Annotated in this window: 14 protein-coding genes and 2 tRNA genes; 6 read left to right on the top strand and 10 right to left on the bottom strand. The window is 73.7% G+C overall.

Features of this window, described 5'->3' with window-relative positions; translation table 11 throughout:
• Positions 1-63: 63 nt before the first annotated feature.
• Positions 64-783, top strand: coding sequence for a class E sortase (locus FHX73_RS12975; protein ID WP_145905157.1), 720 nt, complete (start codon positions 64-66; stop codon positions 781-783).
• A 100-nt stretch (positions 784-883) separates the two neighbouring features.
• Here the strand turns inward: FHX73_RS12975 and pknB are convergent, their stop codons facing one another.
• The 5 genes from pknB to FHX73_RS12950 all read right to left on the bottom strand — a co-directional run bounded on the left by pknB (position 884) and on the right by FHX73_RS12950 (position 8,191).
• The gene (pknB, locus tag FHX73_RS12970; protein WP_145905156.1) at positions 884-3,004 is read right to left on the bottom strand and encodes a Stk1 family PASTA domain-containing Ser/Thr kinase; all 2,121 of its coding nucleotides are present in this window, start codon (positions 3,002-3,004) and stop codon (positions 884-886) included.
• Positions 3,005-3,277: 273 nt separating this feature from the next.
• Positions 3,278-4,747: a peptidoglycan D,D-transpeptidase FtsI family protein gene (locus FHX73_RS12965; RefSeq protein WP_145905155.1), complete on the bottom strand. Its 1,470-nt coding sequence runs from the start codon at positions 4,745-4,747 to the stop codon at positions 3,278-3,280.
• A gap of 122 nt (positions 4,748-4,869) precedes the next feature.
• A complete protein-coding gene (locus FHX73_RS12960) occupies positions 4,870-6,606 on the bottom strand; it encodes a BofC C-terminal domain-containing protein (RefSeq protein ID WP_145905154.1) in 1,737 nt (578 codons plus the stop codon).
• A gap of 98 nt (positions 6,607-6,704) precedes the next feature.
• Positions 6,705-7,265: an FHA domain-containing protein FhaB/FipA gene (locus tag FHX73_RS12955; protein WP_145905153.1), complete on the bottom strand. Its 561-nt coding sequence runs from the start codon at positions 7,263-7,265 to the stop codon at positions 6,705-6,707.
• Between the two features lie 11 nt (positions 7,266-7,276).
• Positions 7,277-8,191, bottom strand: coding sequence for an FHA domain-containing protein (locus FHX73_RS12950; RefSeq protein WP_145905152.1), 915 nt, complete (start codon positions 8,189-8,191; stop codon positions 7,277-7,279).
• Positions 8,192-8,620: 429 nt separating this feature from the next.
• Between FHX73_RS12950 and FHX73_RS12945 the strand changes: the two genes are divergently transcribed.
• A tRNA-Leu gene (locus tag FHX73_RS12945) sits at positions 8,621-8,704 on the top strand.
• A 142-nt stretch (positions 8,705-8,846) separates the two neighbouring features.
• Positions 8,847-8,930 (top strand) — tRNA-Leu (locus FHX73_RS12940).
• 122 nt (positions 8,931-9,052) lie between these two features.
• Here FHX73_RS12940 and FHX73_RS44635 read toward each other — a convergent pair.
• The gene (locus FHX73_RS44635) at positions 9,053-9,247 is read right to left on the bottom strand and encodes a hypothetical protein (RefSeq protein ID WP_170304906.1); all 195 of its coding nucleotides are present in this window, start codon (positions 9,245-9,247) and stop codon (positions 9,053-9,055) included.
• Positions 9,248-9,278: 31 nt separating this feature from the next.
• Entirely contained in the window at positions 9,279-9,809 is a 531-nt protein-coding gene (locus FHX73_RS12930) for a potassium channel family protein (protein WP_211786186.1), read from the bottom strand.
• Positions 9,810-9,892: 83 nt separating this feature from the next.
• Here FHX73_RS12930 and FHX73_RS12925 point away from each other — a divergent pair, with 83 nt between their 5' ends.
• Positions 9,893-10,558, top strand: a complete 666-nt coding sequence (locus FHX73_RS12925; protein ID WP_145905150.1) for an MOSC domain-containing protein — start codon at positions 9,893-9,895, stop codon at positions 10,556-10,558.
• Between the two features lie 4 nt (positions 10,559-10,562).
• Here the strand turns inward: FHX73_RS12925 and FHX73_RS12920 are convergent, their stop codons facing one another.
• On the bottom strand, positions 10,563-10,937 hold the full coding sequence (locus tag FHX73_RS12920; RefSeq protein ID WP_145905149.1) for a hypothetical protein: 375 nt from the start codon (positions 10,935-10,937) through the stop codon (positions 10,563-10,565).
• 158 nt (positions 10,938-11,095) lie between these two features.
• Between FHX73_RS12920 and FHX73_RS12915 the strand changes: the two genes are divergently transcribed.
• A complete protein-coding gene (locus tag FHX73_RS12915) occupies positions 11,096-11,839 on the top strand; it encodes an alpha/beta fold hydrolase (RefSeq protein ID WP_246213496.1) in 744 nt (247 codons plus the stop codon).
• Here the strand turns inward: FHX73_RS12915 and FHX73_RS12910 are convergent.
• A complete protein-coding gene (locus FHX73_RS12910) occupies positions 11,811-13,073 on the bottom strand; it encodes an MFS transporter (protein ID WP_145905148.1) in 1,263 nt (420 codons plus the stop codon). The genes FHX73_RS12915 and FHX73_RS12910 overlap by 29 nt on opposite strands.
• A gap of 131 nt (positions 13,074-13,204) precedes the next feature.
• On the opposite strand from FHX73_RS12910, the gene FHX73_RS12905 reads away from it, so the two are divergent.
• Positions 13,205-14,020 carry a site-specific integrase gene (locus FHX73_RS12905; RefSeq protein ID WP_145905147.1) on the top strand — a complete coding sequence of 272 codons (816 nt, stop codon included), beginning with the start codon at positions 13,205-13,207 and terminating at the stop codon, positions 14,018-14,020.
• A gap of 27 nt (positions 14,021-14,047) precedes the next feature.
• Here the strand turns inward: FHX73_RS12905 and FHX73_RS12900 are convergent, their stop codons facing one another.
• Complete coding sequence (locus FHX73_RS12900; protein ID WP_145905146.1) at positions 14,048-14,287, bottom strand: chaplin; 240 nt, start codon at positions 14,285-14,287, stop codon at positions 14,048-14,050.
• Positions 14,288-14,314: the final 27 nt, after the last annotated feature.

Raw genomic sequence — 14,314 nt, 5'->3', positions numbered from 1 at the left:
CCACCGGGTCCGGCGGACGCGCCCGGGGCGCGTCCGCCAGGATCCCCCGGGAGCGGAGGCCGCGTGACGCAGCAGCAGACCGGAAGCAGCCCGGCGGCCCGCCGGCCGCGCACACCGCTGGCCCGGGCGCTGGGGGTGGTCGGGGAGCTGCTCATCACGCTGGGCGTGCTGCTCGCGCTCTTCGTCGCCTACTCGCTCTGGTGGACCGACGTGCTGGCGGGCCGTCAGGCCGACCAGGCGGCCCAGCGGTTGCGGCACACCTGGACCGCCCCCGCCGCCCCGGACCCGGCCTACCAGCCCGGCGGCGGCATCGGGTTCCTGCACGTGCCCGCGATGGGCAAGGACTACTCGGTGCTGATCAAGATGGGCACCGACCCGGACGTGCTGAACGAGGGCGTCGCCGGGGTCTACACCCAGCCGTACGCCGCCGCGATGCCCTGGGCCCCGTCCGGCAACTTCGCGCTCGCCGCGCACCGGGACGGCCACGGTGCCAAGTTCCATGACCTGGACGAGGTGCAGAAAGGCGCGCCGATCGTGGTGGAGACCCGGGACAGCTGGTTCGTCTACCGGGTGGACGCGGTGCTCGACCAGACCACCAAGGACGACACCGGCATCGTCGCACCGGTGCCGGAGAAGGCCGGCTACACCCAGCCCGGCCACTACATCACGCTGACCACCTGCACCCCGGTCTACACCTCGCGCTACCGGATGGCGGTGTGGGGCTCGCTGGTCCGGGTCGACCCGGTGGACGCCAAGCGCACCCCGCCGCCGGAACTGCGTTGACGGGACGTTCTGCGCCGACGGGACGGGAAAGGCCGTGGGGCCGCGGACGACCGGAGTCGTCCGCGGCCCCACGGCCTCGTTCAGCCGTTACCTGGGGTGCTTAGTTCCCGCCGTTGCCGAAGGGCGGGAACCCGGGGAGCCCGGTGCCCCCGGTCCCTTTGCTGGGCGACGCCGGGTCGGCCGGGCGGGTGGTGATCGTGATGCTGGTGCTCGGGTCCACCGGCAGGTTGGGGCCGGGGTTGGTGCTGACCACCACGGACTTGTCGTCACCCGGGCCGTTGAAGGTCCAGTTGCTGAAGCCGGCGGCGGTGAGGGCCGCGGTGGCGTCCTTGACGGTCTTGTTGGTGACGTCGGGGACCTGGGCCTTGGCCGGCGCACCGTAGATGGTCAGCGCGATGGTCGCGCCCTGGGCCGCCTTGCCGCTCGGGTTCTCCGAGGCCACGGTGCCCGGGACCTGGCTGGTCGGGTTGGTGCTCGGGGTGGTCTTGCTGGAGTCCACGTTGAAGCCCGCGGCCTGCAGCTGCGCCGTGGCCTGCGCGGTGGGCTGGCCGACCACGTTCGGCACGGTGACCTTGCCCGGGCCCTGCGAGATGGTCAGGGTGACCGCGCTGCCCGGGGCGGCCTGGCTGCCGGCCTGCGGGCTCTGCGAGATCACCGAGTCCTGCGGGACGGTGGGGTCGTTGGCGTAGGTCGGCGCGCCGACCGTGAAGCCGGCGCCCTGCAGCTGCTGGGCGGCCTGGTCCTTGTTCTGGCCGACCACCGAGGGGACCGGGCTCTGGCCCGGGCCGGAGGAGAGCTGCACGGTGATCTGGCCGTTGTCCGGCATCGAGACGCCGGCCGCCGGGTTCTGCTGGCAGACCATGTCCTTGGGGGTGGTCCCGCAGGGGATCGGGTCGCCCTTGACCAGGGTGATCTTGGAGCCGGCGGCGTGCGCGGCGGTGGTCGCGTCGTCGAAGCTCTTGCCGGTCAGGGTCGGCGCGGTGACCTGCTTCCCGCCGCCCCCGCCCTTGAACATCGCCGAGGCGACGAAGAACGAACCGACCAGGACCAGCACGGCCGCCACGGCCAGGATGATCCAGGAGGTGTTGCTCTTCTTCGGCTGGTCGTCCCGGCGCCGGCTGCGCGGCTGGTCGTCGTAGCCGTCCTCGCCGTTGCCGTAGCCGTCGTTGTAGCCGCCGTCGGGGTAACCGGTCTGGTAGCCGTTCTGGTCGTAGCCGCCCTGGCCGGCGACCGGCGGCAGCATGGTGGTCGGCGCGGCGCCGCCGGTCTGCGGCATCATGCTGGTCTGGCCGTACGGGTCGTGCTGGGCCGGGTAGCCGTTCTGGTCGTACCCGTAGCCGCCCATGCCGTAGGCCGCGGCCTGCTGGGCGGCGGCCACCGGGAGGCCGTCGAGGAAGCGCTCGATGTCATCGCGCATCTCGTCGGCGCTCTGGTAGCGGTAGTCGCGCTCTTTGGCCAGCGCCTTCAGCACGATCGCGTCGACCTCGGGGCGGACCTCGGGGTCGTAGCTGGACGGCGGCGCGGCCTCCTCGCGGACGTGCTGGTACGCCACCGCGACCGGCGAGTCGCCGACGAACGGCGGGCGCAGGGTCAGCAGCTCGTAGAGCAGGCAGCCGGTGGAGTACAGGTCGGAGCGGGCGTCCACGGTCTCGCCCTTGGCCTGCTCGGGCGAGAGGTACTGGGCGGTGCCGATCACGGCCGAGGTCTGGGTCATCGTCATGCCGGCGTCACCCATGGCGCGCGCGATGCCGAAGTCCATCACCTTGACGTTGCCCTGCCGGGTGAGCATCACGTTGGCGGGCTTGATGTCGCGGTGCACGATGCCGGCCCGGTGCGAGTACTCCAGGGCCTGCAGGATGCCGATGGTCATCTCCAGCGCGCGCTCGGGCAGCAGCCGGCGGCCGGAGTGCAGCAGCTCGCGCAGGGTCGAACCCTCGACGTACTCCATCACGATGTAGGGGATGGAGATGCCGTCGATGTAGTCCTCGCCGGTGTCGTACACGGCGACGATGGCGGGGTGGTTCAGCGAGGCCGCGGACTGCGCCTCGCGGCGGAAGCGGGCCTGGAAGGAAGGGTCCCTGGCCATGTCGGCCCGGAGCGTCTTCACTGCGACGGAACGGCCGAGCCGGGTGTCATGGCCGAGGTACACCTCGGCCATGCCGCCGCGCCCGAGGACGCCGCCCAGCTCGTACCTGCCGCCGAGGCGACGAGGCTCTTCCATAGTTCCGACCCTCTCCCCCACCGTCCGGTGAGGATGTGACGTAGGTGTCCCCAGCACGTTCCTGTAGTGACGCGGCCGACGCCCCGGTGGTTCTGGAGGCCGGCCCCACCCCCGGCCCCGGCCGGAGCCGGACCGAGCCGCGGCAGACCCCGCCGCTGCGGATACGCTACCGGTCCATCCGGCGGCAACTCGACACGCCCGGCAGCTGAGACCAGACCGGTACCGGAACCGCGCGGCCCTCGGAGCCTAACCGGTGCGGTCGGCGAACCGTGCCTAGTGGCCGATCGCCGCCTGCATCATGGCCTTGGCGATCGGTGCGGCCTGGCTGCCGCCGGCGATCTCCTCGCTCTGCGCCGCACCGTCCTCGACCACCACCGCGACTGCGACCGGGTAGTCGTTGCCGACCTTGGCGTAGGAGACGAACCAGGCGAACGGCAGGCCGGAGTTGTTCACGCCGTGCTGCGCGGTGCCGGTCTTGCCGCCCACCTCGACCCCCGGGATCTGGGCCTTCACGCCGGTGCCGTTCTGCACCACGGCGACCATCATCTGCTGGAGCTTCTGCGCGGTGGCCGGGCTGACCGCCTGGTCCATCTCCTTCTCGGTGTGCTTGGAGATCACCGTCCCGCCGGGCGAGCGCTCCTCGTCCACCAGGTAGGGCTGCATCAGCTTGCCGTTGTTGGCGATCGCCGCGGCGACCATGGCCATCTGCAACGGGGTCGCGGCGGTGTTGTGCTGGCCGATGGCGTCCATCGCGGTGCCGTCGGGGCTGGAGTCGCTGGGGAAGTTGCTGGCCACCGAGCGGATCGGGGTGTCCACGGTGTTGTTGAAGCCGAACTTCTGCGCCTGGGCCAGCAGCTTGGTCTCGCCCAGGTCGGCGCCGAGCTTGCCGTAGACGGTGTTGCAGGAGATCTGCAGCGCGTACTTCAGGGTCGCGCCGCCGCAGTTCTCGTCCGGGCTGTCGTTCTTCAGCTCGGTGTTGGTGCCCGGCAGGATGTAGTGGTCCGGGGTGTCGGTCTGGTCGTCCGGCGTCTGGTACTTGCCGGTCTCGAACGCGGTCGCCGCGGTGACCAGCTTGAAGGTGGAGCCCGGCGGATAGGTCTGGCGCAGCGCCCGGTTGAGCATCGGCTGGTCCGGGTCGTTGCTCAGCGCGCTGAAGTTCTTGCCGTCGGCGGTGCTCGTGTCGGCGACCGAGTTCGGGTCGAAGGACGGGGTGCTGACCATCGCCAGGATCGCGCCGGTGCGCGGGTCCAGGGCGATCGCGGCGCCCTTCTTGTTGCCCATCGCCTGGAAGGCGGCCTGCTGCACCGCCGGGTTGATGGTGGTGACGACGTTGCCGCCCTGCTTCTTCTTGCCGGTCAGGGTGTCCATCGCGTTGCCGAAGAAGAGCCGGTCGTCGGTGCCGGAGAGGATGCCGTTCTCCAGGTTCTCCAGGGCGGTGGACCCGTAGTCGGCCTGCGAGAAGTAGCCGGTGACCGGCGCGTACATCGGCCCGTTGGCGAAGGTGGGCTTGTACTTGTACCGGTAGCCGTTGACGAAGTCCGAGCCCGTGATGGCCTGCCCGTTCTCCCCGCCGACGATGATGCTGCCCCGCGGGTAGGCGAACTGGTCGAACCGGACCCGCTCGTTGTTGCTGTTGTCCGCGTAGCTGTCCGCGACCACCGCCTGCACCCAGTTGGCCCGCAGCAGCAGGGCGAAGACGAGCACCATGCAGAAGACGGCGACCCGTCGGATGGGCTTGTTCACGAGACGGGTCCCCTCCTAGGCGCCACCCGGGCAGGCGGCGACTGCCATTCAACCGCACCTGTGCTTGAGCCCGGCGCGGGGTCCGGTCGGGACCCTGCACCGGGCTCCGGCGCGGCCCTGGATCAGGACGGCGGCGGGCAGTTCGCCTCAAGCTTCTGCTCGTCCGGGCTGAGCGCCGGGGCGCTCGGCGCGGGCGCGGCGGTCGGCGACTGGCCGGCGTCGGCCGGGGTGCCGGTCGACGGGGCGGCCGGGCTGGGCGTGGCCGACGGGCTCGGTCCGGCCGGGGAGGCGCCGACCTTGGGGGCGCTCTTCGAGGTCGGGGTCAGGAAGGCGGCCGGGCTGGCCGGCGCCTGGGTGGGCACCGCCTGGGCCTGCGCCTGGCCGGCCGCGGCGGGCTGGGCGGCCACCTTCGCGCACACCGTGGCCTGCGCCTGGAAGGTGTTCAGCTGCTGGTTCACCGCGTCCATGCCGTTGACCTTGATGGTCTGGCCGAGCTGCTGCTGCTGGGCGGTGGAGAGCAGCTTGGCCTGCACGTCGGTCTGCTGCTTGAGCGAGGACAGGTCCAGGCCGGCCAGCTTCTGGCCCTGGTAGACCGCGACCTTGCCGTCGTTGACGGCCAGGTAGTAGTGGTCCTGGTTCCAGGTCCAGCCGGCGAAGCCGGCGCCGGCGAGCAGGCCGAGGGCCACCACGGTGATCGCCGAGCGGCGGAACCAGCGGCGCTTGCGCGGCGGCTCGGGGGCCGGCTCGCCCGGCTGCTCCGCCGGGTAGCCCTGGGGCGCCCCGGCGGGGGCGGCGCCGTACTCGGGCTGGCCCTGCGGGTAGCCGGCGGGCTGCTCGTAGGCCTCGCCGTAGCCCTCGGCGGGGTAGTTCTCGGGGTTGCCGTAGCCGTCGTAGCCGCCCTCGACCGGGTAGCCCTCCGCGGAGTAGCCCTCGGCGGGGCCGAAGCCGGGCGCCTGGTCGTAGCCGTTGGCCGGGCCGAAGGCGCCCTGCGGGGGCTGCTGGCGGCCCAGCCCGGCGGCGCGGCCGGCCGGGGTGTCGATGATCTGGTTGTCGACGGCGGTGCCGTGCGGGCCCTCGGCGACCGCGCCGACCACCACCGGGGTGGTGGCGAACTGGCCGCTCAGGGTGTCGCTCGGGCCCACGTCGAGCACGTCGGCCACGATGCAGGTGATGTTGTCCGGGCCGCCGCCGCGCAGCGCCAGCTGGATCAGCTCCTGGATGGTCGGCTCGGGGGCGTAGAAGCTCCCGAGCGTCTCCTCCAGGGTCTGGTGGCTGACCGGGCCGGACAGGCCGTCGGAGCAGATCAGGTAGCGGTCGCCGGCCCGGACCTCGCGGATCGACAGGTCGGGCTCGACCTGGCCGCGGCCGTCCAGCGCGCGCATCAGCAGTGAGCGTTGCGGGTGGGTCTCGGCCTCCTCGGCGGTGATCCGGCCCTCGTCCACCAGCCGCTGCACCCAGGTGTGGTCCTGGGTGATCTGGCTGAGCGAGCCGTCCCGCAGCAGGTAGGCGCGCGAGTCGCCGACGTGCACCAGGCCCATCCGGTCGCCGGTCCACAGCAGCGCGGTGAGCGTGCAGCCCATGCCCTCCAGCTGCGGGTCCTGTTCGACCATCAGGCGCAGCCGGTCGTTGGCGGTCTGCACCGCGTCGTGCAGCAGGGTCAGCAGGTCGGCGTGCGGATCGGCGTCGTCGAGCGCGATCAGCGAGCTCAGGACCTCGGAGGAGGCGACCTCACCGGCCGCGGCACCGCCCATTCCGTCCGCCACCGCCAGCAACCGGGGGCCGGCGTAGCCGGAGTCCTCGTTCCCTTCCCGGATCAGACCCTTGTGGGATCCGGCGGCGAAACGCAGCACGAGGCTCATGCGACGCCTGCTCCCCTCTGTGCCGCGCGCTGGTCAGCCGCAGCGGACTGGCCGCCTGCCCGGCTGCTGTTGGACGGGGTGCTGTCCCTCATGCGCTACTACTTCCGCAGTTCGATGACGGTCCTGCCGATACGGATCGGCACGCCGACCTGCAGCGGCATCGGCTGTGTCAGCCGCTGACGGTCCAGATACGTGCCGTTGGTGGAGCCTAGATCCTCAACGGTCCACTGCCCAGTCTGGTCGGGGTAGATCCTGGCATGGCGGGAGGAGGCGTAGTCGTCATCGAGCACGATGGTCGAGTCGTGCGCGCGGCCCAGGGTGATCACCTGGCCCTGCAGCGCGACCGTGGTGCCGGCCAGTCCGCCCTCGACCACCACCAGCTGGGAGGGCTGGGCCGGAGCGCTGCGGGCGCGCCGACCGCCGCCCTGCGGGGAGTTCGCGGGCGCGCTCTCCCGGGGGCCCGGCTGGGGCCGGGCGGGGGCGCCGGAGCCGGCCGCGGCACCCGCCGCGGCGGCGGTGGCCGCACCGCGGCGGCCGAGCCGGGTAGTGCCCTTGGCGCCGAACAGATCGCTGCGGATCACCTGCACCGCGACGATCACGAACAGCCACAGCACGGCCAGGAAACCCAGCCGCAGGACTGTCAGTGTGAGCTCGGACACCGCTGCTCGCCCTACCCTTCGACCTGTCGGTAGATGATCGTCGTGGAGCCCACGACGATCCGCGAGCCGTCGCGGAGCGTAGCGCGCTGAGTGTGCTGCCCGTCCACCACGATGCCGTTGGTGGACCCGAGGTCGAGCACCATGGCCGGGTTGCCGGGCCGGATCTCGGCGTGCTTGCGGGAGACCCCGGGGTCGTCGATCCGCACGTCGGCCTCGGTGGAACGGCCGAGCACGCAGGCGTTCCCGGTGATCTGGTGGCGGGTGCCGTTGATCTCGATCCAGCGGCGGCTGCCGGCGCCGGTGCCCGAGCCGGGGAACGGGCGGACGTTGCCGCCGGCCGGCGCGGGGGGCATCGCGGGCGGGGCGCTGGGGGTCAGCGGCGCGCTGCCGGCGTAGGTGGGCTGGCTGCTCTGGGCCCAGCCCTGGGCGGCCGGCGGGGCGGGCGGTTCGGCCTCCCGCGGGCGCCCGAAACCGGCCTCCCGGGGGGCGGCGGGCGGCGGCGTCGCCGGGTAGCCGGACTGGTAGCCGGCGGCCGGGGCCGACTCGGGGGCGTCCGAGGCGAGCGTGCGGCTGCGCACCCGGTAGAGCCCGGTGTCCAGGTCGTCGGCCCGCTCCAGGTTGACCTGCAGCGGCCCGAGGAAGCTGTAGCGCTGGGCCTCGGCGTACTCCAGCACCATGCCGGCCAGCTCCTGGCCGAGCTGGGCCGCGTACGGGCTGAGCCGCTCGTGGTCGTGCGGGCTGAGTTCGACGATGAAGTCGTTGGGCACGACGGTGCGGTCGCGGTTCCAGATGGTGGCGTTGTTGTCGCACTCGCGCTGCAGCGCACCGGCGATCTCCACGGGCTGGACCTCGGACTTGAACACCTTGGCGAAGGTGCCGTTGACGAGACCCTCAAGTCGCTGCTCGAACTTCTTCAGCACTCCCACGGGGCACCCCCTTCCAAGGGCTCTCGGGCTTCCGGACGGGCCCGGGGGCCCGATTGCGGTACTTCCGTACTGATCGTATCCACGCTGCGGCCATCTGTACGGTTCCCCGGCCACGTGGTGGACGGGCGTGCGTCGCACCACACCCGGGCGCCGCCGCGCCACGAGACGTACCCCCGGCCGACCGGCCTCACCCCTGCCGGTCCCGGCCCTGGTGGCGCGGGTCGGGCCGCTCCGGTGGCGGTCCGCGGCCGACTGTGCGGGTGGGCGCGCGGGAGGGATTCGTAGGTCGCGCCGCGGCCGTGCTAATGTTTTCCACGTCGGAAGGGGCACCCGAGAGGGAGTCGGAACCGGCCGAGTGGGAAAGAAACGGGTCCAAACCGGTTCGACCTCACCCGGACGATCGGCTAGCATCTTCTTCATCACCCAGATGCGCGGGTGGCGGAATAGGCAGACGCGCTGGATTCAGGTTCCAGTGCCCGAAAGGGCGTGGGGGTTCAACTCCCCCCTCGCGCACAAACCGGGAAGCCCCGGTCCGAAGAGATTCGGACCGGGGCTTCCGGCGTTTCCGGGCGCCGTCGCAGGAGCCCACCGCGCGGCCGAGGGGTGTGTGCGTCGGACCCCGACGATCGGCTAACATCTTCCACATCACCCAGATGCGCGGGTGGCGGAATAGGCAGACGCGCTGGATTCAGGTTCCAGTGCCCGAAAGGGCGTGGGGGTTCAACTCCCCCCTCGCGCACAAACCGGGAAGCCCCGGTCCGAAGAGATTCGGACCGGGGCTTCCGGCTTTTCGTGGTGGACACTGCGCGGGGTCTCGCTGTGCGGTCGGGGCGGGCGGCGGAAATCGGGGCGGCGGGCGGTTCAGGATTCGCCGCGTTCCTCGGAGGGGGTGTGGGGGAGGGTGATGCCGTGGCTGGCGGCCAGCCGCAGCAGGCCGGCGATCCGGCCCTCGCTGGCCTGGACACCGTCGAGATCGCCCTCGGCGGTGGCCTTCGCCAGCTCATCCCGGGCCAGGGCGAGCTGAGCGCGGAGCTCTTCTTCGAACATCGCGGTCATCTGACCAGGATGTGCCGGGTCCGGCCATTCCTCAACCGTGCCGATCCGGCCGCTGCCGGTGCTGCCAGCGGCCGCGCAGCCGCTGGCTGAGCGCGGTGAACCCGGCGGCCAGGAAGACCAGGGTGTAGCCGATCTGCAGGATCACGACCAGGCGGGCCGTCTGTCCGGACGGCGTGATGTCGCCGTAGCCGACGGTGGCCATGGTCACCACGGTGAAGTACAGCGCGTCCAGCCGGGTGTGCAGGCCGATGAACTCGCCGGGCTGCCGGGCCAGGCCGGCGTAGGCGGCGGCGAAGGCGACCAGGGCCAGGAAGGAGGCGGCGGCGATCACCGGGGCCGGTCGGCCGCGCTCGGAGCCGCCCATGACCAGGCCGATCTGACGCACCAGCAGGGCGGCCAGGCCGGCCAGCACCACGATGAAGAGGGTCCAGCTGAGCGCCGGGTGCTCGGGGCCGAAGACGCCGAGCGGCAGGGTGAAGAAGGCGGTCAGCAGCACTGCCGGCACTCCCGCGAGCAGCAGCCAGACCAGCAGCGCGGAGTGGCGGTCGGGCGGCTGTTCCATGGCCCCACCCTGGACCGCGCCGGGGTGGCGGGCCCGTCGGCTGAGCCGTCCGGGTAGCCCGGACCGGTGGGTAGGTTGGGGACATGGCAGACCATGCGCGCATCCACTCCGTGAACATCGGCACCGCCCGGCCCACCGAGCACTCCGCGCCCGGGCTGACCGGCATCGACAAGCGTCCGGTGGGCGGCCCGGTCCGGGTCGGGGCGCCGGAGCGGGGCAGCGGGGTGGCCGGCGACGCCATCTGCGACCTGCGCCACCACGGCGGCCCTGACCAGGCGGTGTACGCCTACGAGAGCGAGGAGCTGGCGGCCTGGGCCGAGGAGCTCGGGCGCGAGCTGCACCCCGGGGTGTTCGGCGAGAACCTGACCACCGCCGGGCTGCCGGTGAGCACCGCGCTGATCGGCGAGCGCTGGCGGATCGGCGACGGCCCGCTGCTGGAGGTGAGCTCGCCCCGGATCCCCTGCCGCACCTTCCAGGGCTGGCTGGGCGAGCGGGGCTGGGTGAAGCGGTTCACCGAGCGGGCGCTGCCCGGTGCCTACCTGCGGGTGCTGGAGCCCGGCGAGGTGGCGGCCGGGGACCGGGTGAGCGTGGTGCACCGGCCGGCGCACGGGGTGGACGTGGCCACCGTCTTCCGGGCGATGACCACGGAGCCGGCGCTGCTGCCCGGGCTGCTGGAGGTGGCCGAGCTGCCGGAGCCGATCCGCGACCGGGCCCGGCGCCGGGCCGCCGGGGGCGCTGACGGGGACTGAGCGGTCAGACCGTCAGGGCGGTCTCGATCGAGCGGATCCGGTGACGGGCCAGCGCCAGGTTGGAGCGGGCGCGGTCCAGCACCAGGTAGAGGAAGAGGCCCTCGCCGCCCGGGCCGGTGAGCGGGCGGATCAGGTGGTACTGGTGGGTCAGCGTGGTGAGGATGTCCTCCATCGGCTCGCCGGCCCGGCCCTGGAGCTCGCCGGCCCGCCGGGTGGCCCGGACCAGGTCGGTGCTGCCGGCGGCGGCCAGGGTGAGGTCGAGGTCGGCCGCGTGGCCCAGGGTGCCGAGCGCCATGCCGCTGTTCAGGTCCACCAGGGCGGCGCCGAGTGCGCCGTCGATGGTCAGCGCCTCCTTGAGGGCGTGCTCGACTCCGGCCATCGGGACCTCCAGGTGCTGGTGAGGTGATCGTCGTGCTGTCTCCGAGGGTAGGGAGATGGCGGGTGCATGCCGGGCTGCTGACCGTAATTGATCAACAGTTGTCCGGTCGTACGCGGATGATGTCCGGGTCGAGGCAACAGGTGGAAGGCAGGACAGGGGTGACGGGGCTACTGCACTGGGGGTACGTGCCCGCGGACGGGGCACGTGCGGTGGTGCTGCTGCTGCACGGCGGCCAGGAGCACGGGAGGGGGCCGGCCCGGCCCTGGCAGCCCGCGGCGCTGCGGATGGCCGCCTTCCGGCCGCCGCTGCGCCGGGCCACGGCGGACGGCGCGGTCGCCATCGGGCAGCTCCGCTACCGCCACCGGGGCTGGAACGGGGAGCGGGCGGACGCCGCGCAGGACGCGCTGGCCGCGCTGGACGCCGTGGCCGAGCGGTTCGGACCGGTGCCGGTGCTGCTGGTCGGCCACTCGATGGGCGGCCGGGCGGCGCTGCGGGCGGCCGGGCACCGGGCGGTCACCGCCGTGGTCGCGCTGGCCCCCTGGGTCCCCGCCGCGGAGCCGTGCGAGCAACTGGCCGGGCGGACCCTGGTGACCCTGCACGGCGACCGGGACACGGTGACCGATCCGGCGGCCACCCGGGCCTTCGACGCCCGGGCGCGGGCCGCCGGAGCGGCCGTGGCCGGCATCGAGGTGGCCGGCGGCGACCACGCGATGCTGCGGCGCCGGGGCGACTGGCAGCGCGGCACGGCCGGCCTGGTGGCGGCGCTGCTCGGGCTGCGGCCGGTGCCCGGCCCGGTGGCCGCGGCGCTGGCGCTGCGCGGGGCGGACGGCGAGGGGCTGCGGATCGCGCTGCCCGCCCGGGGCCGGCCCGGCGTCAGTTCGTCCGGACCGAACGGAGGCTGAGTACCGCCGCCGTCACCGCCAGCTGCCCGACCGCGCCGGCCGCGAGCACCGTGCCGGTGCCCAGCAGCGCGGCCACCGGGCCGGCCAGGGCCAGGCCGACGGGGCCCAGGGCGAAGGAGCCGAGGCTCTCGTAGGCGGCCACCCTGGCCCGCACCCGCTCCGGGACCAGCCGCTGCAGGGCCAGGCCGCCCAGGCTCTGCCCGACCGCCGATCCGAGGCCGGCCAGCACGGCGGCCGCGCAGACCCAGGGCAGCCCGGTGCGGGCGGCCAGCACGGCCGGGGGCAGCGCGAAGCCGAACATCGCCACGGTGGACCAGAGCACCGGGCGGCGCGGGTCGCGGCGCAGCAGCCCGAGCGAGCCCAGCACCGAGCCGGCCCCGAAGCACCCCATCACCAGCCCCCAGCCCCGGGCGCCGCCCAGCTGGTGCGCGGCGCAGACCGGGCCGAGCACCAGGAAGGGCGCCCACAGCACCAGGTTGAGGAAGCAGGCGTGCAGGCAGCCGGCCCAGAGCCAGCCGTGCGAGCGGAACTCGCCCCAGCCCTCGCGCAGTTCGCTCAGCAGGCTGGGACCGGCCGGGTGCGGCGCCGTGCTGACGGTCAGTCGGGCCAGCGCGAAGAGGCTGGCCGCGTAGCTGGCGGCGTCCAGTGCGAGCACCGTGCCGGGGCCGGCCCAGGCGGTCAGCACCCCGGCCGCGGCCGGGCCGGCCACCGAGGCGGTGGAGCGGGCCAGGGTGAGCAGGGCGTTGGCCCGGGCCAGCTGCGCGGGCGGGGTGAGCCGGGGGATCAGCGCGGTCAGCGCCGGGTTGAAGACGGCCTCGCCGACGCCGCCGGCGGCCGCCAGCACCAGCAGTGGCCAGAGCGGCGGGCGGCCGGTGAGCAGGGCCGCGGCGAAGCCGGCCTGGGCCAGGCAGCGCACCGCGTCGGCGGCGAGCATCACCCGGCGTCCGCCCAGCCGGTCGGCGGCGGCGCCGCCGAGCAGCAGCACCAGCACCATCGGCAGGATCCGGGCGGTGAGCACCCAGCCGAGGGCGTCCGCGCCGCCGGGTTCGCGCAGCAGCGCGAAGGCGAGCGCGACCGGGGCCATCGCGGAGCCGAGCAGCGAGGTCGCGTAGCCGGTGAGGAAGCGGCGGAAATCCGGTTCCTGCCGTAAGAGGGCGAGCGTGGAGGGCGCGCCGGGTGCGCGCAGCGCGGTGGTCATGGGCAGCAGCGTGCCCTTGGCGGGATCCTCGGACAAGGGGTTCGGGCACGAAAGTTGAGTTTTCTGGTGTCAATTCGGCGCGAGCAGTGACAGGGCGCAGTAAATTGCTTCTGAACTGGCCGAACGGGGGTTTTGGAATGAGTGATTTACTGCGGGAAACCGCTCCGGTGGAATACGCGGTCGCGGTCGAGCGGTACCTGGCGGCGGCCGGCCTGGGGGACGGTTCGCGGCGGGTCTACCGGATCGCGCTGGACACCTGGGCCTGGGCGCTGGCCGGGCGGCCGGCGCCCGGCGGGCAAGGGCGGCGGCGGGCGGCGCCGCCGGTGCTGCCGCTGGCGCTGCTGGACGATCCGCGGGCGGCCGACCGGCTGCGCGCGGCGCTGGCGCGGCGGGCGCTGGAGGCCGAGCCGCGCACGGTGCGGCGGGAGCTGTCCGCGCTGCGCGCGGCGCTGACCTGGTGGCGGGAGCGGGGCTGGCTGGCCGGGGCGCTGCTGGCCGACGACGGGCTGGCCGGTCCGGCGCTGCCCCCGGTTGGGCCGACGGCGCTCACCGGGGAGCAGGCGCGGGCGGTGCTGGCGCTGCCGGCGGCGCTGCGCGACCAGGTCTGCTGGCACCTGGTGTACGAGTCGGGCGCGCCGGTCGAGCGGCTGCTGGCGCTCGACGTGGCCGACCTCGACGCCACCGCGCGGCACGGCCGGGGGCGGGCCGCCGAGCTGGCCTGGGGCGCGGGCACGGCCCGGTTGCTGCCGCTGCTGCTGGTCAGCCGGGCGGGCGGGCCGCTCTTCCTGACGGACCGCCGGGCGCCGGCGGGCGTCCCGGCCCGGGACCGCTGCCCGCTGACGGGGCGTGGGCGGCTCTCCTACCGGCGGGCGGCGGAGCTGTTCGCGGCGGCGACCCGGGAGCTGGACCCGGCGGGGCGCGGCTGGACGCTGCGTCAGCTGCGGCTGGCGGGGGCGGGCGAACGGGGGCCGGCCCCGTCCTGAGGACGGGGCCGGCCGGGACGCCCGGGATCAGGCGTTGATGCAGGTGTTGCCGAAGGCCGGGTTCGCGATGCTGACCACGCCGATCGAGTTCCCGCAGATGTTGATCGGGATGTGGATCGGGATCTGGATGACGTTGCCGGACAGCACGCCGGGCGAGCCGATCGCGACACCCGTGGCGTTCGCATCGGCCGCGGCGGCGCCGGCGCCGCCCAGCACGAGCGCGCCTGCGGCGCAGGTCAGCACCAGGGCCCTGCGGAAGTCCTTCATGGGGTTCTCCAATTCCTTGCGGGATCG

The organism is Kitasatospora viridis (assembly GCF_007829815.1).
GTDB classification, from domain to species: domain Bacteria; phylum Actinomycetota; class Actinomycetes; order Streptomycetales; family Streptomycetaceae; genus Kitasatospora; species Kitasatospora viridis.
This window is presented reverse-complemented; position numbering and strand designations above follow the sequence as displayed.

Coding starts and splice junctions, on each gene's coding strand:
- pknB (WP_145905156.1), bottom strand. CDS start 3,004: ATGGAAGAGCCTCGTCGCCTCGGCGGCAGGTACGAGCTGGGCGGCGTC.
- FHX73_RS12960 (WP_145905154.1), bottom strand. CDS start 6,606: ATGAGCCTCGTGCTGCGTTTCGCCGCCGGATCCCACAAGGGTCTGATC.
- FHX73_RS44635 (WP_170304906.1), bottom strand. CDS start 9,247: ATGACCGCGATGTTCGAAGAAGAGCTCCGCGCTCAGCTCGCCCTGGCC.
- FHX73_RS12930 (WP_211786186.1), bottom strand. CDS start 9,809: ATGGAACAGCCGCCCGACCGCCACTCCGCGCTGCTGGTCTGGCTGCTG.
- FHX73_RS12925 (WP_145905150.1), top strand. CDS start 9,893: ATGGCAGACCATGCGCGCATCCACTCCGTGAACATCGGCACCGCCCGG.
- FHX73_RS12920 (WP_145905149.1), bottom strand. CDS start 10,937: ATGGCCGGAGTCGAGCACGCCCTCAAGGAGGCGCTGACCATCGACGGC.
- FHX73_RS12900 (WP_145905146.1), bottom strand. CDS start 14,287: ATGAAGGACTTCCGCAGGGCCCTGGTGCTGACCTGCGCCGCAGGCGCG.